Source organism: Caulobacter sp. SLTY (assembly GCF_009905535.1).
Lineage (GTDB): Bacteria > Pseudomonadota > Alphaproteobacteria > Caulobacterales > Caulobacteraceae > Caulobacter.
In genome coordinates this window covers 1-19868 of the sequence record NZ_JAAALA010000006.1, presented here as the reverse complement: position 1 = coordinate 19868, position 19868 = coordinate 1, and the positions used below count along the sequence as shown (strand labels likewise).

14 protein-coding genes are annotated in these 19868 nt (G+C 66.8%); 10 read left to right on the top strand and 4 right to left on the bottom strand.

All coding sequences use genetic code 11. The features are described from left to right. Positions 1-47 precede the first annotated feature (47 nt). Entirely contained in the window at positions 48-1970 is a 1923-nt protein-coding gene (locus GVN21_RS04580; RefSeq protein WP_346764222.1) for a peptidase M61, read from the bottom strand. A 48-nt stretch (positions 1971-2018) separates the two neighbouring features. Further along, the gene (locus tag GVN21_RS04575; RefSeq protein ID WP_240902763.1) at positions 2019-2654 is read right to left on the bottom strand and encodes a DUF2306 domain-containing protein; all 636 of its coding nucleotides are present in this window, start codon (positions 2652-2654) and stop codon (positions 2019-2021) included. Between the two features lie 111 nt (positions 2655-2765). Here GVN21_RS04575 and GVN21_RS04570 point away from each other — a divergent pair, with 111 nt between their 5' ends. Beyond that, a complete protein-coding gene (locus tag GVN21_RS04570; protein WP_166573541.1) occupies positions 2766-3530 on the top strand; it encodes a LytTR family DNA-binding domain-containing protein in 765 nt (254 codons plus the stop codon). Here GVN21_RS04570 and GVN21_RS04565 read toward each other — a convergent pair. Beyond that, positions 3522-3977, bottom strand: coding sequence for a GFA family protein (locus tag GVN21_RS04565; RefSeq protein WP_166573540.1), 456 nt, complete (start codon positions 3975-3977; stop codon positions 3522-3524). The genes GVN21_RS04570 and GVN21_RS04565 overlap by 9 nt on opposite strands. 336 nt (positions 3978-4313) lie before the next feature. On the opposite strand from GVN21_RS04565, the gene rpoB reads away from it, so the two are divergent. The 3 genes from rpoB to GVN21_RS04550 all read left to right on the top strand — a co-directional run bounded on the left by rpoB (position 4314) and on the right by GVN21_RS04550 (position 13248). Continuing rightward, positions 4314-8393, top strand: a complete 4080-nt coding sequence (rpoB, locus tag GVN21_RS04560; RefSeq protein ID WP_166573539.1) for a DNA-directed RNA polymerase subunit beta — start codon at positions 4314-4316, stop codon at positions 8391-8393. Between the two features lie 88 nt (positions 8394-8481). After that, a complete protein-coding gene (rpoC, locus tag GVN21_RS04555; protein WP_166573538.1) occupies positions 8482-12660 on the top strand; it encodes a DNA-directed RNA polymerase subunit beta' in 4179 nt (1392 codons plus the stop codon). Between the two features lie 111 nt (positions 12661-12771). Beyond that, entirely contained in the window at positions 12772-13248 is a 477-nt protein-coding gene (locus GVN21_RS04550; RefSeq protein WP_166573537.1) for a hypothetical protein, read from the top strand. Here the strand turns inward: GVN21_RS04550 and GVN21_RS04545 are convergent. Next, entirely contained in the window at positions 13245-13928 is a 684-nt protein-coding gene (locus tag GVN21_RS04545; RefSeq protein WP_166573536.1) for a hypothetical protein, read from the bottom strand. The genes GVN21_RS04550 and GVN21_RS04545 overlap by 4 nt on opposite strands. A 125-nt stretch (positions 13929-14053) precedes the next feature. Between GVN21_RS04545 and GVN21_RS04540 the strand changes: the two genes are divergently transcribed. The 6 genes from GVN21_RS04540 to GVN21_RS20755 form a co-directional block, all read left to right on the top strand. Beyond that, positions 14054-14386 carry a zf-TFIIB domain-containing protein gene (locus GVN21_RS04540; protein WP_166573535.1) on the top strand — a complete coding sequence of 111 codons (333 nt, stop codon included), beginning with the start codon at positions 14054-14056 and terminating at the stop codon, positions 14384-14386. 105 nt (positions 14387-14491) lie between these two features. Then, a complete protein-coding gene (locus GVN21_RS04535; RefSeq protein ID WP_166573534.1) occupies positions 14492-16483 on the top strand; it encodes an alpha/beta fold hydrolase in 1992 nt (663 codons plus the stop codon). 232 nt (positions 16484-16715) lie between these two features. After that, entirely contained in the window at positions 16716-17087 is a 372-nt protein-coding gene (gene rpsL, locus GVN21_RS04530) for a 30S ribosomal protein S12 (RefSeq protein ID WP_166573533.1), read from the top strand. Between the two features lie 12 nt (positions 17088-17099). Continuing rightward, on the top strand, positions 17100-17573 hold the full coding sequence (gene rpsG / locus GVN21_RS04525) for a 30S ribosomal protein S7 (protein ID WP_004624018.1): 474 nt from the start codon (positions 17100-17102) through the stop codon (positions 17571-17573). Between the two features lie 80 nt (positions 17574-17653). Next, positions 17654-19732 carry an elongation factor G gene (gene fusA / locus GVN21_RS04520; RefSeq protein WP_166573532.1) on the top strand — a complete coding sequence of 693 codons (2079 nt, stop codon included), beginning with the start codon at positions 17654-17656 and terminating at the stop codon, positions 19730-19732. Positions 19733-19782: 50 nt separating this feature from the next. Continuing rightward, on the top strand, positions 19783-19868 hold an 86-nt coding region (locus GVN21_RS20755), incomplete at its 3' end, for a GTP-binding protein (RefSeq protein WP_173315436.1).

The following is a 19868-nucleotide window of genomic DNA, read 5'->3' as shown; positions in this document are numbered from 1 at the left end:
TCCGGGCCGCCTGGGCGGAACAGCGGGTCGGGCGCCGCCCCGGACCCCTACGGACGGGGGCTGAGCAGGGCGCCCAGCCGGTCGGGAGTCCCCTCGATCCGTTCCAGGCGGGGATAGCGCAGCCCGCCGTTCCAGACGATGTCGACCACGCGGTAGCGGTCGCCGTCCTTGACGATCAGCTGGATGGGCTTCTTCCCGCCCTTGGCGCGGGTAATGGCCGCCTTCATCCGGCTTTCGCTGTAGGCCTCGCCATCCACCGCCACCACGGTCGCGCCGACGATCAGCCCCTGCTTGAAGGCAGGGCCGTCCCACTGCACCCCTTGAATCTCGCCGGCGGGCTTCAGGTTGAGGCCGATGGAATAGGTGAAGTCGTGGCGCTTGGCGGCGGTATCGGCCGCCTTCTGATAGGCGGTGGGGGTGTCGGCGTAGACGAGCTTCCAGCCGCCCCGCTTGAGGCCGTCCAGCGGCGCCGGCCGGCCCCGGCCCTCGATCCGGTCCTTGAGGAACCCCGCCCAGTCATAGGGGGTCACCGCGTTGAGGGCGGCGACCACGTCTTCGAAAGTGTAGGTCTTGGGCACATAGGAGCCCTCCTCGACGCCGAAGAAGGCGCGGGCGAAGTCGTCCAGGGACTTCTTGTCGCCGGTCCGCTCGCGGATCAGGCTGTCGGCGTCCAGCCAGACCAGCAGGCCATCGACGTAATAGTCCTCGTTCCGCTGCCAGCTGAGCCATCCCTTCGGCTTGCGGGCGCTGATGATCGGGTCGTTGGTGGTGTCGCCGATGTCGCGCCATTCGCGCCCGACCCGGTGCTCATACAGGGCGGCGATCATCGCAAAGTTGCTCAGCGCCTGCTCGCGGGTGATGAGGCCCGACCGGGCGGTCAGCACCTCGCCCCAGAACTGGGTCTGGCCCTCGTAGACCCACATCAGGCTATCGCGCATCGGGGTGGTGTAGTCGGGAGTCCACAGGTCGGCGGCGCGGCGATACTTGCCGTTCCAGCTGTGGACGTACTCGTGGGGCAGCAGGGTCCGGGAGGCGGGCAGGCGGTCCCAAGAGAGGAAGTATTCCGGATCGCGGCTATTCTCGCTGGACCGGTGATGCTCCAGCCCGATGCCGCCCATCCGGTCGGTCAAGGCCAGCAGGAAATCGTAGCGGTCGAACTGGCGCGTGCCGAACAGGCGGTCGGCCTGGACGACCAGGTTGCGGTGCTTGGCGATCTGCTCCTCGCTGGCCTCCAGCAGCTCGGGCCGGTCGGCGACGATGTTCAGCCTCACCGGGCTGCGGCCGCCGGGGTCCAGGTCGATCTGACGATAGTGGCGGCCGGCGAACATCGGCGAGTCGACCAGGGTCTCGAAACTGACCGGCTTGAAGGTATGGCTGTCACCGTTCTTCGAAGCGGGGTCGAGCGCCACGCCGTACTGCCAGCCCTCGGGCAGGATCACGGTCGGCTCGACCATGATGTTCCGGGTGAACCAGCCGGCCGGATAGAACGCGGTGGAGTTCCACTGCAGGTTCAGCATGTCCTGGGTCATCACCACCCGGCCCTGGTCGGTGGCGGTGGCCGACAGGAACTGGAACTCCAGTTCGACCTGTTTGGCGCCGGCCGGCACGTCGATATGCAGGGCGTAGACATCGACGGTGTCCCGCCGCCAGTCGAGCACCTTGCCCCCGGCGGTGACCTTCAACCCGGCCACCTTCTCCAGCTGGCCGCGCGGCGCGTGAGTGCCGGGTAGCCATTTGGGATAAAGCAGCACCATCGGCCCCGGCCCAGCGACGGGGATGGTCTGCTTCACCGTCATGATCCGCCGGTTCAGGTCGGTTGCATCGACGGTCAGCTTCATCACGCCGGGGTAGGGAATGTCCCGGGCTGCGGGGATGGTGGATTCGAAGGGCAGGGGCTGCGGCTGGGCGGAGACGGCGCCGGCAAGGCCGACGAGGAGCAGCAATGCGGCTGCGATGGACGGTTTGACCACGGAACAGGACCCTCTTGACGCCAGGGAGGGCCTCCGTATGGCCGCCGCTCATCCCAAGGGCAACCCAGCGGAGTGCGGCTGCCGAACGCGCAGGTAGGCCTCGGCGACCAGAAGGTTGGGGATCCAGCAGAGAAAGGAAATGGCGATGTAGGCGCCCGGCATCGGCAAGCCGTTCATCACCGCCAGCGGCAGGTAGAGGCGCAGGGTGACCGCCGCCAGGGTCAGGGCCCAGGAGCGGATCATCCAGCGGCGGTGGGCGTCAAAATCACGCTGCATCGCGGCCCGCCAACCGAGGGCGGTCGTGGCGATCCAGACCACGGCGAGAAGCCCGAACCCGACCCCGGCGATCGGCCCACCGGTCGAGCCGAGGGAGAGGACCAGGCCCGCGCCGCCGCCGACCAGGCAGCCGACGGCATAAACCCGGCCGGTCCAGCGGTGCGCCGGCGGCAGGCGTCGCCGCAGCGGCCCGACGAACTGCGCCGCCCCGACCAGCAGGGCAAGCATCGCCCCCGCCACATGCACCGGCAGCCAGGGGGCGGCGAAGGGATTGCCGCCCATCGGCCCGACCCCGTCGCCGATCAGGTAGCGGGCCGCATAGAGGGTCACCCCCACCGACGCCAGGGCCATCAGCCCCCAGCCGCCGCCACCCGCCAGTCGCCCGGCCGTCATCCCTCCAACCCGCATCGCATCGCTCCCTCGCTTCGAGGGGCCCACCGATTGCGCCGTCCGGCCCGCCCCGCTAGGCCTGGTTTCGCGAACGGCGCCGTCCCTTCGCCAATGGAGCCGCCGCCTCGTATGCCCCTGCCGCGCCTCAGCCGTGAAGCCGTCCGGCGGATCGCCATCGATGTCGCGGTTCTGACCGCCTTCGGGCTGATCGTGGCGCTGCTCGGGCCTTGGGGTTCGGTCGGGCTCTCCTGGCCGGTGCGCTTGAGCTACTGGCTGGCCTGCATGATCGGCGGCGGACTGATCGGCATCTTCCTCGATGAGACCCTGGGCCGCCGCATTGCCCCGACCTGGCGCAGGGTGCTGGCCATCACCGTGTTGATGACGCCCCCTGTCACTGTCTATGTCCTGATGACGGCCTGGTTGATCCAGGGGGAGTTCTGGGGCTGGCGCGCGCTCCTCGAACTGAGCTGGCAGGTGGCCACCCTCTGCCTGCCGATCATGGTGCTTCGGGCCCTGGTCTGGCGCGCCCCCAGGGTCGAGACCCGCACCATCGTCGAGCCGCCCCTGCCCGAAGCCGAAGCCGCCTTCCGCCGCCGCCTCTCGGCCCGCCGCCGCCAGGCCAGGCTGATCGCCATCGAGGCCGACGACCACTACCTCAAGGTCCACACCGATGCCGGCGAGGAACTGCTGACCCTGCGCCTGCGCGACGCCCTGGCCGATCTCTCCCGCGCCCACGGCTATCAGGTTCACCGCTCCTGGTGGGTCGCCGCCGACGCCATCCGCGAGGTCCGCTGGCGGCGCGGGAGCGGGGAGGTGCGGCTGGAGGGCGACCTGATCGCGCCGCTGAGCCGGACCTACGCGCCGGTGCTTCGGGAGGCCGGCTGGCTAGGCTGAGGTCAGCTCGGCATACTCTTTAAGCAGGCCCTCGTACGCCTCCATCGGCGGGAAGGTCTCGTAGGAGTGCCGCGCGGGCGTCTTGGCCCAAGGCAACGCTTCGGACGTGAAGGTCTCGATGAAGGGCTCGTAGCCGGTGGTGTCATCCAGCATCGTGGCGCGGACGTTGACGAACCAGTCGAGGCCCGGCGGGCGGGTGAACAGCCAGCTCATGCAATAGCCGCAGTGGAAATGCGGCAACTCGTGCAGGCCGCCCAGGACCGGCTCGCCCTGGGTGACCTTGAAGCCCTCCGAGGGGACTGCCAGGCTCAGCGAATAGGGGCCGGCCGTCATGCGCTGACAACTAGTGCAGTGGCAGGCCGAGGTGAACAGCGGCGGGGCCAAGATCTCGAAGCGGACTTGGCCGCAGCGGCAGCCGCCGGTCCAGGGCAGGGGAGGGGTGGTCACGGCTTGAGGTCTCCGGCTTCCCCCGTTCTAGGCCGGATCGGCTGCCCATGCGAAGCGCGGCTTCTCCGGGCCGGCGGAAATGTCAAATTAAACTCAGCCTCCCCCTTCCAATCGCTGTGGATTTGCCTTATCTCGCGCGTCTCGCGAAATTTCCGTCTTCTTTAGAGATGCGATCTCTCGCGCGCCTATGCCCGATGGCCTGACCGCTCACCCTGCGGTCCGAGCGAAGGGCGGCCCCGGCGGATTGGGGCCTGTCAGCGTCCGGCGCGCAGCGCCGAGGGTGGACGCGAAAGACATTCTTATGTGCGGACTCCGTCCGCGCTCGCAGGGAAAAACATGGCGCACTCCTTCACCGGCAAGAAGCGGATCCGCAAGTCGTTCGGCCGTATCCCCGAGGCCGTGCAGATGCCGAACCTCATCGAGGTTCAGCGGTCCTCGTACGAGCAGTTCCTCCAGCGCGAAGTCCGCCATGCGGACCGCCGCGACCAGGGCGTGGAAGCTGTTTTCAAGTCGGTGTTCCCGATCAAGGACTTCAACGAGCGCGCCGTGCTCGAGTACGTCTCCTACGAGTTCGAGGAGCCCAAGTATGACGTCGAGGAGTGCATCCAACGCGACATGACCTTCGCCGCGCCGCTGAAGGTCAAGCTGCGCCTGATCGTGTTCGAGATGGAAGAAGAGACCGGCGCCAAGTCGGTCAAGGACATCAAGGAGCAGGACGTCTACATGGGCGACATCCCGCTCATGACGGACAAGGGCACCTTCATCGTCAACGGCACCGAGCGGGTCATCGTCTCGCAGATGCACCGCTCGCCCGGCGTGTTCTTCGACCACGACAAGGGCAAGACCCACAGCTCGGGCAAGCTGCTGTTCGCCGCCCGCGTCATTCCCTACCGCGGCTCCTGGCTGGACTTCGAGTTCGACGCCAAGGACATCGTCTACGTCCGTATCGACCGTCGCCGTAAGCTGCCCGCCTCCACCTTCCTGATGGCGCTGGGCATGGATGGGGAAGAGATCCTCACCACCTTCTACGACGTCGTCCCCTTCGAAAAGCGCACCGGCGCCGCCGAAGGCTGGGCCACCCCCTACAAGGCCGAGCGCTGGCGCGGTGTGAAGCCGGAATTCCCGCTGATCGACGCCGACACCGGCGAGGAAGTGGCCCCGGCCGGCACCAAGATTTCCGCCCGTAACGCCAAGAAGCTGGCCGACGGCGGCCTGAAGACCCTGCTGCTCGGTCCGGAGGCCCTGACCGGCCGCTACCTGGCCCGCGACGCCGTCAACTACGAAACCGGCGAGATCTACGCCGAGGCCGGCGACGAGCTGGACGCGACCGTGATCGAGGTTCTGGAAGCCCAGGGCCTGACCACCATCGACGTGCTCGACATCGACCACGTCACGGTCGGCGCCTACATGCGCAACACCGTCCGGGTCGACAAGAACGTCACCCGCGAAGACGCCCTGTTCGACATCTACCGCGTCATGCGTCCGGGCGAGCCGCCGACGGTGGAAGCCGCCGAGGCGATGTTCCGCTCGCTGTTCTTCGACTCGGAGCGCTACGATCTCTCCTCGGTCGGCCGCGTGAAGATGAACATGCGCCTGGAGCAGCAGACCGACGACGACCTGCGCGTGCTGCGCAAGGAAGACGTGCTGGAAGTGCTGAAGGTGCTGGTCGGCCTGCGTGACGGCCGCGGCGAAATCGATGACATCGATAACCTCGGCAACCGCCGGGTCCGTTCGGTGGGCGAGCTGTTGGAAAACCAGTATCGCGTCGGCCTGCTGCGCATGGAACGCGCCATCAAGGAGCGCATGAGCAGCGTCGATATCGACACGGTCATGCCGCACGACCTGATCAACGCCAAGCCGGCCGCGGCCGCCGTGCGTGAGTTCTTCGGCAGCTCGCAGCTGTCGCAGTTCATGGACCAGACCAACCCGCTGTCGGAAATCACCCACAAGCGCCGCCTCTCGGCGCTTGGCCCGGGCGGTCTGACCCGCGAGCGCGCGGGCTTCGAAGTCCGCGACGTGCACCCGACTCACTACGGCCGGATCTGCCCGATTGAAACGCCGGAAGGCCCGAACATCGGCCTGATCAACTCCCTGGCGACCCACGCCCGGATCAACAAGTACGGCTTCATCGAAAGCCCCTACCGCCGCGTCACCGACGGCCGGCCTCAGGAAGAGGTCGTCTACATGTCGGCCATGGAAGAGGCCAAGCACGTCATCGCCCAGGCCAACATCTCCATCACCGATGGCGGCATCACCGACGATCTGGTCCCCGGCCGGACCAACGGCGAGCCGGGCCTGCTGCAACGGGCCGACGTCGACCTGATGGACGTTTCGCCCAAGCAGGTCGTGTCGGTCGCCGCCGCCCTGATCCCGTTCCTGGAAAACGATGACGCCAACCGCGCCCTGATGGGTTCGAACATGCAGCGTCAGGCCGTGCCGCTCGTCCAGTCCGACGCCCCGCTCGTGGGCACCGGCATGGAAGACGTCGTGGCCCGCGATTCCGGCGCCGTGGTCATCGCCCGCCGCACCGGCGTCGTCGAACAGATCGACGGCACCCGGATCGTGCTGCGCGCGACCAACGAAACCGACCCCACCAAGCCGGGCGTCGACATCTACCGTCTGAGCAAGTTCCAGCGTTCCAACCAGAACACCTGCATCAACCAGCGTCCGCTGGTGCGGGTGGGCGACAAGATCAACGCCGGCGATATCATCGCCGACGGCCCGTCCACCGACCTCGGTGAACTGGCGCTGGGCCGCAACGCCCTCGTCGCCTTCATGCCCTGGAACGGCTACAACTTCGAAGACTCGATCCTGATCTCCGAGCGGATCGTGCGCGATGACGTCTTCACCTCGATCCACATCGAGGAGTTCGAGGTCATGGCCCGCGACACCAAGCTGGGCCCGGAAGAGATCACCCGCGACATTCCCAACGTCGGCGAAGAAGCCCTTCGCAACATGGACGAGGCGGGCATCGTGGCGATCGGCGCCGAGGTCATGCCGGGCGACATCCTGGTCGGCAAGGTGACTCCGAAGGGCGAGAGCCCGATGACGCCGGAAGAAAAGCTCCTGCGCGCCATCTTCGGTGAAAAGGCCTCCGACGTTCGCGACACCAGCCTGCGCCTGCCCCCGGGCGTCGCCGGCACGGTCGTCGAGGTTCGGGTGTTCAACCGGCACGGGGTCGACAAGGACGAACGGGCCCTGGCCATCGAGCGCGCCGAAATCGACCGCCTGGGCAAGGACCGGGACGACGAGTTCGCCATCCTGAACCGCAACATGACCGCGCGTCTGCGCGAGCTGATCACCGGCAAGGTCGCCGTCTCCGGTCCCAAGGGCCTGGGCCGCGGCGAAGTCACCGCCGAAAAGCTGGGCGAGATCGCGCCCGGCCTTTGGTGGCAGATCGCTCTGGACGACGAAAAGGCCATGGGCGAGCTGGAGGCCCTGCGCCGCCAGTTCGACGAGGCCCGCAAGCGTCTGGACCGCCGGTTCGAGGACAAGGTCGACAAGCTGCAGCGCGGCGACGAACTGCCCCCCGGCGTGATGAAGATGGTCAAGGTCTTCGTGGCCGTGAAGCGCAAGCTTCAGCCCGGCGACAAGATGGCCGGCCGTCACGGCAACAAGGGGGTCATCTCCAAGATCCTGCCGATCGAGGACATGCCCCACCTGGCCGACGGCACCGCCGTCGACGTGGTTCTGAACCCGCTGGGCGTGCCGTCGCGCATGAACGTCGGCCAGATCTTCGAGACCCACCTCGGTTGGGCGGCTGCCGGCCTCGGCAAGCAGATCGCCGGTCTGCTGGAAGCCTGGCAGCATGGCGGCCAGAAGGCTGCGCTGATCGAGCGTCTGTCGGACATCTACGGCCCCGACGTCCCGCTGCCCGAAGAAGAGGAAGAGCTGGTAGAACTGGCCCGCAACCTCTCCAAGGGCGTGCCGTTCGCCACGCCAGTCTTCGACGGCGCCCACATCGGCGATATCGAGGATCTGCTGGAATCGGCGGGCCTGGCCCGTTCGGGTCAGTCGATCCTGTTCGACGGCCAGACCGGCGAGCAGTTCAAGCGTCCGGTCACGGTCGGCTACATCTACATGCTGAAGCTGCACCACCTGGTCGACGACAAGATCCACGCCCGCTCGATCGGTCCCTACAGCCTGGTCACCCAGCAGCCGCTGGGCGGCAAGGCCCAGTTCGGCGGTCAGCGCTTCGGGGAGATGGAGGTCTGGGCTCTGGAAGCCTACGGCGCCGCCTACACCCTGCAGGAAATGCTGACGGTGAAGTCGGACGACGTGGCCGGCCGGACCAAGGTCTACGAAAGCATCGTCCGCGGCGACGACACCTTCGAGGCCGGCATTCCGGAAAGCTTCAACGTGCTGGTCAAGGAAATGCGTTCGCTTGGCCTGAACGTCGAGCTGGAAAACAGCTGATCGGACCTATCCCGGACGGCCTGGCGGCCGTCCGGAGTTCGCCGATCACACTGAAATTTTTGGCGGGTCATCCCGCACTGAGGCACCGATGAACCAGGAAGTCCTGAACATCTTCAATCCGGTCCAGGCCGCTCCGACCTTCGACCAGATCCGTATCGCGCTCGCCAGCCCGGAGAAGATCCGTAGCTGGTCGTTCGGCGAGATCAAGAAACCGGAAACCATCAACTACCGCACGTTCAAGCCCGAGCGTGACGGCCTGTTCTGCGCCCGTATCTTTGGCCCGACCAAGGACTACGAATGCCTTTGCGGCAAGTACAAGCGCATGAAGTACAAGGGCATCATCTGCGAGAAGTGCGGCGTCGAGGTCACCCTGGCCCGCGTCCGCCGCGAGCGGATGGGCCACATCGAACTGGCCAGCCCGGTCGCCCACATCTGGTTCCTGAAGTCGCTGCCCAGCCGCATCGCCATGATGCTGGACATGCCGCTGAAGGACATCGAGCGGGTCCTCTACTTCGAGCACTACATCGTCACCGAGCCGGGCCTGACCCCGCTGAAGCTGAATCAGCTTCTGTCGGAAGACGAGTTCATGCGCTTCCAGGACGAGTTCGGGGATGACAGCTTCAGCGCCGAGATCGGCGCCGAGGCCATCTTCGGCCTGCTCAAGGCCATCGATCTGCCGAAGGAAGCCGAGAAACTGCGCGAGGAGCTGGCCACGGTCACCTCCGAGATCAAGCAGAAGAAGGCGTCCAAGCGCCTGAAGATCATCGAGGCCTTCATCGAGTCCGGCAACAAGCCGGAGTGGATGATCCTGACGGTCGTACCGGTCATCCCGCCGGAACTGCGCCCGCTGGTGCCGCTGGACGGCGGTCGTTTCGCGACCTCCGACCTGAACGACCTCTACCGCCGGGTGATCAACCGAAACAACCGCCTCAAGCGCCTGATCGAGCTGCGCGCCCCGGACATCATCATCCGCAACGAAAAGCGGATGCTGCAGGAGTCGGTCGACGCCCTGTTCGACAACGGCCGCCGCGGCCGGGTCATCACCGGCGCCAACAAGCGTCCCCTGAAGTCGCTCGCCGACATGCTGAAGGGCAAGCAGGGCCGGTTCCGCCAGAACCTGCTCGGCAAGCGCGTCGATTACTCGGGCCGTTCGGTCATCGTGGTGGGTCCGGACCTGAAGCTGCATGAGTGCGGCCTGCCCAAGAAGATGGCGCTCGAGCTGTTCAAGCCGTTCATCTACTCGCGCCTGGACGCCAAGGGTCTCTCCGGGACGGTCAAGCAGTCCAAGCGCATGGTCGAGCGCGAACAGCCGCAGGTCTGGGACATCCTGGAAGAGGTGATCCGCGAGCACCCGGTTCTGCTGAACCGCGCGCCGACCCTTCACCGCCTGGGCATCCAGGCCTTCGAGCCCAAGCTGATCGAGGGCAAGGCCATCCAGCTGCACCCGCTGGTCTGCGCCGCCTTCAACGCCGACTTCGATGGCGACCAGATGGCCGTGCACGTCCCGCTGAGCCTCGAGGCCCAGCTGGAAGCCCGCGTGCTGATGATGTCGACCAACAACATCCTCAGCCCCGCCAACGGCCGCCCGATCATCGTGCCGTCGCAGGACATCGTGCTGGGTCTCTACTACCTGAGCCAAGCCCGCGAGGGTGAGCCGGGTGAAGGCAAGATCTTCGCCGATCTGGGCGAAATCGAAGCCGCCCTGGGTTCGGGCGTCGTCACCCTGCACTCGAAGATCAAGGCCCGCTTCTCGGAAATGAACGCCGAGGGTGAGGTTGTCCGCAGCCTGATTGAAACCACCCCGGGCCGGATGAAGATCGCCGCCCTGCTGCCGCATCACCCGGCCATCGGCCACCGGCTCATCGCCAAGGCGTTGACCAAGAAGGAGATCGGCAACCTGATCGACGTGGTCTATCGCCACTGCGGCCAGAAGGCGACGGTCATCTTCGCCGACCAGATGATGGGTCTGGGCTTCAAGGAAGCGGCCAAGGCCGGCATCTCCTTCGGCAAGGACGACATCATCATTCCGGAGTCGAAGGAAAAGATCGTCAACGACACCCGCAAGCTGGTCGAAGAGTACGAGCAGCAGTACGCGGACGGCCTGATCACCAAGGGCGAGAAGTACAACAAGGTCGTCGACGCCTGGGCCAAGTCTACCGACCTGGTGGCCGACGCCATGATGGGCGAGATCTCGACCGCCAAGAAGGACGAGAACGGCCGTGAGCTGGAGATCAACTCCATCTACATGATGGCCCACTCCGGCGCCCGGGGCTCGCAAGCCCAGATGAAGCAGCTGGGCGGCATGCGCGGGCTGATGGCCAAGCCGTCGGGCGAGATCATCGAAACGCCGATCATCTCGAACTTCAAGGAAGGCCTGACCGTTCAGGAGTACTTCAACTCCACCCACGGCGCCCGTAAGGGCCTGGCCGACACCGCCCTGAAGACGGCGAACTCGGGTTACCTGACCCGCCGTCTGGTCGACGTCGCCCAGGACAGCATCATTACCGAGGAAGACTGCGGCACCACCCGGGGCATCACCCTGCGGGCCGTGGTGGATGGCGGTGACGTGCTGGTCTCGCTGGGTCTGCGCGTGCTGGGCCGCTTCACGGCCGAGGACGTCAAGGATCCGAGCACGGGCGAACTGGTCCTGCCGGCCGACACCTACATCACCGAAGACCAGGCCGACCTGATCGAAAAGGCCGGCGTGCAGTCGATCAAGGTGCGCTCGGCCCTGACCTGTGAAGCCAAGATCGGCGCCTGCGGGGCCTGCTACGGCCGCGACCTGGCCCGGGGCACCCCGGTCAACATCGGTGAAGCGGTCGGCGTCATTGCCGCCCAATCCATCGGTGAGCCGGGCACCCAGCTGACGATGCGGACCTTCCACATCGGCGGCACCGCCCAGGTGGCCGAACAGTCGTTCTTCGAAGCCGGCACGGACGGGGTGATCAAGGTCGCCGGTCCGACCGTCAAGGCGTCGGACGGCGAGCTGGTCGTGATGAGCCGCAACGTGGCTCTGACCGTGCTTGTCGACGGCAAGGACCGCGAGTCCTACAAGCCGCCGTACGGCGCCCGCCTGAAGGTCAAGGACGGCGACAAGATCAAGCGCGGCCAGCGCATCGCCGAATGGGACCCCTACACCACCCCGATCATCACCGAAGTCGGCGGCAAGATCCGCGCCGAAGACCTGGTGGAAGGGTTCTCGGTCCGCGAGGAAACCGACGAAGCGACGGGCATCGCCCAGCGCGTCGTCAGCGACTGGCGCACCGGCTCCAAGGGCACGGACCTGCGTCCGGCGCTCGCGGTGCTCGGCGAGGACGGCTCCTACAAGCGCCTCGCCTCGGGCGGCGAGTCCCGCTACCTGCTGTCGGTCGGCGCCATTCTGTCGGTGGCTGACGGTGATGAAGTGAAGCCCGGCGAGATCATCGCCCGGATCCCCACGGAAGGCGCCAAGACGCGCGACATCACCGGCGGTCTGCCGCGTGTTGCCGAGCTGTTCGAAGCCCGCCGTCCGAAGGATTGCGCGGTCATCGCCGAGATGGACGGCCGGGTCGAGTTCGGGCGCGACTACAAGAACAAGCGCCGGATCAAGATCACCCCGGAGGACGGCGGCGAACCCGTCGAATTCCTGATCCCGAAGGGCAAGCACATCGCGGTGCACGACGGCGATATCGTCCGCAAGGGCGAGTACATCATCGACGGCAACCCGGATCCGCACGACATCCTGCGCATCCTGGGCATCGAGGAGCTGGCCAACTTCCTGGTCAACGAAATCCAGGAAGTCTACCGCCTCCAGGGCGTGCCGATTAACGACAAGCACATCGAGGTGATCGTTCGCCAGATGCTGCAGAAGGTGGAAATCCTCGAGCCCGGCGACACCGGCCTCATCAAGGGCGACCACCTCGACAAGTCGGAATTCGACATTGAGAACGCCAAGACCGAAGCCCGCGGCGGCCGCCCGGCGATCACCCAGCCGGTTCTGCTGGGCATCACCAAGGCCTCGCTGCAGACCCGTTCGTTCATCTCGGCCGCCTCCTTCCAGGAGACGACCCGGGTGCTGACGGACGCCTCGGTCCACGGCAAGATCGACACCCTCGAAGGCCTCAAGGAAAACGTCATTGTCGGCCGGCTGATCCCGGCGGGCACCGGCTCCTACCTGCGCGGCCTGCAGCGCATCGCCACCAAGCGTGACGAGCAGCTGGCGGCTTCGCGTGAAGCGGCCATGGAGCCGCTGCCGGTCGAGATCGCCGAAGAGGCGGTCGCCGAGTAGGGTTCTTCGCTACAGTCACGAGACGGCCCGGGAGCAATCCCGGGCCGCTTTCGTTTGGATCGTCGGGCGGGCGGAGGTTGACGGCGTTGCCGCCGCGCTATCTCTCGCCCCATGGCCATGCTCCCCGGCGTCACCCGATCCTTGACCACGGCGGAGCGCGACGCGCTTTCCCCGGGCCTGTGGGACGCCCTGCTGGCCGCCGGCGCCTTCCCGCGCATCGTTGCCGCCCCCTCGCCCCTGGCGAAGATCGCCTACCTGTGGCGGCGGCACACCCCTGTCCTCACCCTCGGCGACCGCATCTACTGGGGCCGGGCCCCTGACGACTGCTCGCGCCAGCCGGCCGCCATGGCCCTGCTCCAGCACGAGCTGCAGCACGTTCTCGACTACGCCGCCGGCCGGCTGACCTGGGCGGGCTATGCCATCGATCCCCGGAACTGGTCCTATGACCTGCCGCCCGCCGACCGCTGGGACTGGTCCCGCCTCGGCGCCGAACAGCGGGCCGTGCTGACCGAGCAGCTTTGGCGCGCCGAACGATCGCGCGATCAGGCCCGGATCGCTCAACTCCGCGCCGTCATCCCCTGGGGTTAGAACGGGGTCTTGAAGGTCGCGGTCGCCGGCGTCTCCCGCCCCAGACCCGCCGGCCGTCCGGGTCCCTGTGACTCATCTGTCCCGACCGGCACCGTCGGGTTCTCGCGCCATTCCCGGTCGGCCCTTTGCTTGGCCGCCTGCCGGTCCCAGCGGCTACGCTTGTCGCCGGGCGTAGCCAGGCCCACCGGCGGGGCCGGCCGGTCGGCGTAGCGCTTCCTGCAGTCTTCCCGCTCGGCCGGAGTCAGGTCCAGGTCGTCGGCATAGGCGCAGCCATAGGTCCCGCGCAGAACCCGCCGGGCGTCCGGCGAGTCGTCGATGAACGGCGCCGCCGCCCGCCGCTGGATGTCGTTAGCGCCGGGGATGGCCCGCCCCTGATCGGGCGAGGGAGCCAGGATCGGCGAGGGCAGGGGGGCGGAAGGAGGAACATAGGCGGGCGGGGCGATCGCCTGCCGGCCAGGCTCGCCGATCCGCGGCTGCCCGTCCGGCCCGGCCGGCAGCGGCCGGGGTTGGAGATTGGGCGAGACCAGGCTGAGCTCGAAGGCCTCGACGTCGTTCTGAGCGGGCGCCCGCAGCCCCGGACTATCCAGCCCGAGCAGCAGGAAGACCAGCCCGTGGGCCACGACCGACCCGGCCGTCAGCGCGACCAGCCGCCGCTGTCCCTGTTTCCGGCCCTGCGCCACGCCCACTCCCGTCCCGACAGGGAGGACGCTGAGCGCCCGGCGCGGCCAAATTCTGTCCGCGCTCTGGCGAGGATCGGGCGAATGCCTAAATGCAGGGAGCCCCCTTGGCCGTGAGGAGACGCCCTTTGCCCCTGCTGATGTGCCCGAACGACAATTCGTCGATGCAGAAACTCGTCCGTGACGGGGTGGAGATCGACATGTGCCCGACCTGCCGTAGCGTCTGGCTGGACCGGGGCGAGCTGGAGAAGATCATCGCCGGCGGCCGCGAGACGGTGCAGCACGTCGAGCAGGATCGCGAACGCTTCACCCGCGAGGTCGACACCTTCCACCGCGACCCGGAAGCCTGGCGCCGCAGCCACTCCTACGACGAGCGCGAGAAGCGCTATCGCTATGATGATGATTACCACTACCGGAAGAAGAAGAAGGACCGCTTCGACATCTTCGACATCTTCGATTGATGCCGCGTCCGCGCGGCTCTGGACAGGGCCGCGCGCCATCCCCTAACGTCCTGCGCGAGCGTCCGTAGCGACGCTCGCGTTTGCGTATCCGGGGGGACTATCGACATGTTTCGTTCGCTCGCGGGGCTCTGCGCCCTGTCGCTGGCCGCGTTCGCGCCGCTGGCGGTGCAGGCCCAGGCGCCGGCCAGGCCGCCGGCCTCCGCCTACGCCCGGCTGCCCGCCGTCCAGCAGGCCGAGATCTCCCCGAACGGCCAGCGGATCGCCATCCTCGGCGGCAGCCCGATCGAGCGGACCATCACCCTCAACCCCATCGACGGGGCTGTGGCAGTGACCATCCCGCTGGGCGCGGTGGACGTGAACGGCATTCGCTGGGCGGGCGACAACTACATCATCGCCACGGTGCGGGTGTACGACAGCCGCACCAACATGAGCGACGGCCGCGTCTACAGCTACAACCTGCAGCGCGACATCGTCTTCGACATGACCGGCAAGATCGTCGGCCTGCTGCTCGACGGCATCAACTGGTCGGGCCTGGCGGTCAGCCGCCCGATCCTCGGCGAGATTGACGGGCCCAAGCCCGCCGTCGCCATGCTGGGCCTCAGCGAAGGCACCAAGATGGGTGACCAGTTCAGCAAGCTGAAGCAGAAGGGCGGCGGCCTGACCATGGCGGTCTACAAGGTCGATGTCGCCACGGGCCAGGGCCGGATGGCCGACAAGGGCAATGACGCGACGGTCTGGTTCGCCGTCGACCGCCAGGGCGACGCCCGGGTGCGCATCGATTCCGCCCAAGGCCAGACCAGCCTCTGGGTCCGCCGCAAGGGCGCCGCCACCTGGACTGAGATCGACCGTTCCCCCAGCATGGCGCTGAAGGTCGCCCTGATCGGCTATTCCGACGCCGAGGACGCCGTCTACCTGCGCAACGAGGTGGCGGCAGGCGCCCAGATCGTTCGCCTCAACCTGGCCGACAACAGCCGCACCGTGGTCGGACCGGCTGGCCCGGCCCGTGAAGTCGGCCTGATCAGTGACCCGCGCACCGGCAAGCCGGTGGCCATCGTCACCGGGGCCGAGCGGCCCGAGTATCACTGGCTGGACGCCCAGCTGGGCGCCGTCCACGGCCGCATCGCCAAGGCGCTGAAGACTCGCGACGTCCAGCTGATGGGCTGGTCCGCCGACCGCAGCCGCCTCATCCTGCGCGCCGAAAGCCCCAACCATCCGCCCGCCTGGTACCTGTACGAAACCGCCACCAACCAGGCCTCGCAGCTGGGGGACGAGTATCCCGAGCTGGCCGGCGCCGCCTTCGGCAAGACCCGCTGGATCACCTACAATTCGGCCGACGGGATGGAGCTCTACGCCTACCTCACCGTCCCCTCCGGGCTGGGGCCGGGCCAGAAGGCCCCGCTGGTGGTCATGCCCCACGGCGGCCCGGCCGCGCGCGACGACTTCGCCTTCGACTGGTGGGAACAGTTCCTGGTCAGCCGCGGCTATGCGGTGCTGAAGCCCCAGTTTCGGGGTTCGAACGGGTTCGGCGAGGCCTTCGAGCGGTCCGGCTTCAATGAATGGGGCGGCAAGATGCAGTCCGACATCGCCGACGCGGTCGGGGCGGTGGACGACCCGGCCGTGGACAACGCCCGCGTCTGCATCATGGGCGCCAGCTTCGGCGGCTACGCGGCCCTGCACGGCGCGACCTCGCGGCCCGACCGCTACCGCTGCGCCATCTCGGTCAACGGGGTCTCCGACCTGCCCTCGATGATCGGCCACGCCCGGGTCTATGGCGGGGCCGAGTCGGGCGAGATCCGCTACCTGCGCGAGGTGATCGGCGATCCCCGCGTCGATGCGGAAAGCCTGAACCGCGCTTCGCCCTACCGCCGGGTGGGCGGTCGGACGGCGCCGGTGCTGCTGATCTACGCGGTGCAGGACACCACCGTCCCGGCCACGCAGTCGAAGCTGATGGAGAGCGCCTTGAAGGACGCCGGCGTGCCGCACCAGGTGCTCATCCTAGACGGGGACGACCACCACTTCTCCAGCACCAGGAGCCGGCTGCAGACCCTGGAGGCGACGGAGGCCTTCCTGACCAAGCACCTGCCGATCGCGCCTTGACCGCCAAGCCCTTGAGAAGACTCCGCAACCCTTGACCTTGTGGGGCCTCGCGCGTATGTAGCCCGCTCTTTCGAGGCAGGGTCTTAACGGATCCTCACCCGGGGAACCCAAGGACCCGTCGGCCGCGCACAGCAGCCGGCGAGTTTGCGCGTTCAGCGGCTCGAGCGAAACCCTATAGGACCCCTGAAGCGCTTCGGCCGAAAGGCACACGCTTCCACGAGCACAGAGATAGATGCCTACAGTCAACCAGCTGATCCGTAAGCCGCGGCAACCCAAGCCCGTGCGCAACAAGGTTCCCGCCCTGAAGGGCTGCCCCCAGCGCCGTGGTGTTTGCACCCGCGTTTACACCACCACCCCCAAGAAGCCGAACTCGGCTCTGCGGAAGGTGGCCAAGGTCCGCCTGACCACCGGCGTCGAAGCCGTGTGCTACATCCCCGGTGAAGGTCACAACCTTCAGGAGCACAGCGTCGTGCTCATCCGTGGGGGCCGCGTGAAGGACCTTCCCGGCGTCCGCTACCACATCCTGCGTGGCGTCCTCGATACCCAAGGGGTCAAGGACCGCAAGCAGCGCCGTTCGCACTACGGCGCCAAGCGCCCGAAGTAAGGAAGAGATCGTATGTCCCGCCGCCGTCGCGCCGAGAAGCGTCAGGTTCTGCCCGATCCGAAGTTCGGGGACCTGGTCGTCACCAAATTCATGAACTACGTCATGTACGAAGGCAAAAAAGCCGTCGCCGAGAACATCATCTACGGCGCCTTCGACATCCTGGAAGCCAAGCGCAAGGACCAGGGTCCCCTGGAAACCTTCCACAGCGCCCTGGACAACGTCGCCCCGGCGATCGAAGTCCGGTCGCGCCGCGTCGGCGGCGCCACCTACCAGGTGCCGGTTGAAGTCCGTCCGGACCGTCGCCGCGCCCTGGCCATTCGCTGGCTGGTCACCGCCGCGCGCAAGCGTGGTGAGAACACCATGACCGAAAAGCTGGCCGGTGAGCTGCTGGACGCTTCGAACAACCGCGGCACCGCGGTCAAGAAGCGCGAAGACACTCACAAGATGGCCGAGGCAAACCGCGCCTTCTCCCACTACCGCTGGTAACAGCGCCGCAAGTCTTGAAGGGGCGGGCGGTTTGAAACCTCAAACCGCCCGCTCCGCTCATTCAAACACCAGGCTCCATCATGGCCCGCACGCATAAAATCGAAGACTACCGCAACTTCGGAATCATGGCCCACATCGACGCGGGCAAGACCACGACGACCGAGCGGATCCTCTACTACACCGGCAAGTCGCATAAGATCGGCGAAGTCCACGACGGCGCCGCGACCATGGACTGGATGGAGCAGGAGCAGGAGCGCGGCATCACCATCACGTCGGCCGCGACGACCGCCTTCTGGAACGACAAGCGCCTGAACATCATCGACACCCCCGGGCACGTCGACTTCACCATCGAAGTCGAACGCTCGCTGCGCGTGCTCGACGGCGCCGTGACCGTGCTCGACGGCAACGCGGGCGTTGAGCCCCAGACCGAGACCGTCTGGCGCCAAGCCGACAAGTACAAGGTTCCGCGTATCGTCTTCGTCAACAAGATGGACAAGCTCGGCGCCGACTTCAACAAGTCGGTCGAGTCGATCCGCGACCGTCTGGGCGCCAAGGCCGTTCCGATCCAGCTGCCGATCGGTTCTGAAACCAACCTGAAGGGCCTGGTCGACCTGGTCCGCATGAAGGCGGTTGTCTGGGACAATGACGGCCTGGGCGCCACCTACCGCGACGAAGAGATTCCGGCCGACATGAAGGACGAGGCCGAAGCCGCCCGTCACTACATGATCGAGAACGCCGTCGAACTCGACGACGAGGCCATGGAAGCGTACCTCGGCGGCGACGAGCCCTCGATTGACGTCATCAAGAAGTGCATCCGCAAGGCCGTGCTGACCGGCGCCTTCTACCCGATCCTCTGCGGCTCGGCCTTCAAGAACAAGGGCGTCCAGCCCCTGCTTGACGCCGTGGTCGACTACCTGCCCTCGCCGGTGGACATCCCGCCGACCAAGGGCATCGACTTCCGCACCGAAGAAGAAGTCAGCCGCAAGGCCTCGGACGACGAGCCGCTGTCGGTTCTGGCGTTCAAGATCATGGACGACCCCTTCGTCGGCTCGCTGACCTTCTGCCGCATCTACTCGGGCAAGCTCGAGACCGGCATGGGCCTGCTGAACTCCACCCGTGACCGCAAGGAACGGGTTGGCCGGATGCTGCTCATGCACTCGAACAACCGCGAGGACATCAAGGAAGCCTACGCCGGCGACATCGTCGCCCTGGCCGGCCTGAAGGACACCCGCACCGGGGACACCCTGTGCGACCCGAACAAGTCGCCGGTCATCCTCGAGCGCATGGAATTCCCGGCCCCGGTCATCGAGATCGCCGTCGAGCCCAAGTCCAAGGCCGACCAGGAGAAGCTGGGCGTCGCCTTGGCCAAGCTGGCCGCCGAGGATCCGTCCTTCACCGTCTCGACCGACCACGAGTCGGGCCAGACGATCCTGAAGGGCATGGGCGAGCTGCACCTCGACATCAAGATCGACATCCTGAAGCGCACCTACAAGGTGGAAGCCAACATCGGCGCGCCGCAGGTGGCCTACCGTGAATCGCTCGGCCGCAAGGCGGAGATCGACTACACGCACAAGAAGCAGACCGGCGGTACGGGCCAGTTCGCCCGCATCAAGCTGGTGTTCGAGCCGGGCGAGCCGGGTTCGGGCTTCGTGTTCGAGTCGACCATCGTCGGCGGCTCGGTGCCGAAGGAATACGTCCCGGGCGTGGTGAAGGGCCTGGAGTCGGCCAAGGAAAACGGCCTGCTGGCCGGCTTCCCGCTGATCGACTTCAAGGCGACCCTGATCGACGGCGCCTACCACGACGTCGACTCCTCGGTGCTGGCCTTCGAAATCGCCGCCCGCGCGGCCTTCAAGGAACTGCGCGAGAAGGGCGGGCCCAAGCTGCTCGAGCCGATCATGGCCGTCGAGGTCGTGACCCCGGAAGACTACCTGGGCTCGGTCATCGGCGACCTGAACGGCCGTCGGGGCATGATCCAGGGCCAGGACACGCGCGGCAACGCGATCGTGGTCAACGCCTTCGTGCCGCTGGCCAACATGTTCGGCTATGTGAACACCCTTCGCGGGATGTCGCAGGGCCGCGCCGCCTTCACCATGCAATACGACCACTACGACCCGGTGCCGCAACACGTCGCCGACGAAGTGATCAAGAAGTACGCCTAAACACATCCAACCCTAGTTAGAGGACAGGCCCTAAAGGGCTGGAGCTTGAAATGGCTAAAGAAAAGTTCGAACGCACTAAGCCGCACTGCAACATCGGCACCATCGGTCACGTTGACCATGGCAAGACGACGCTGAC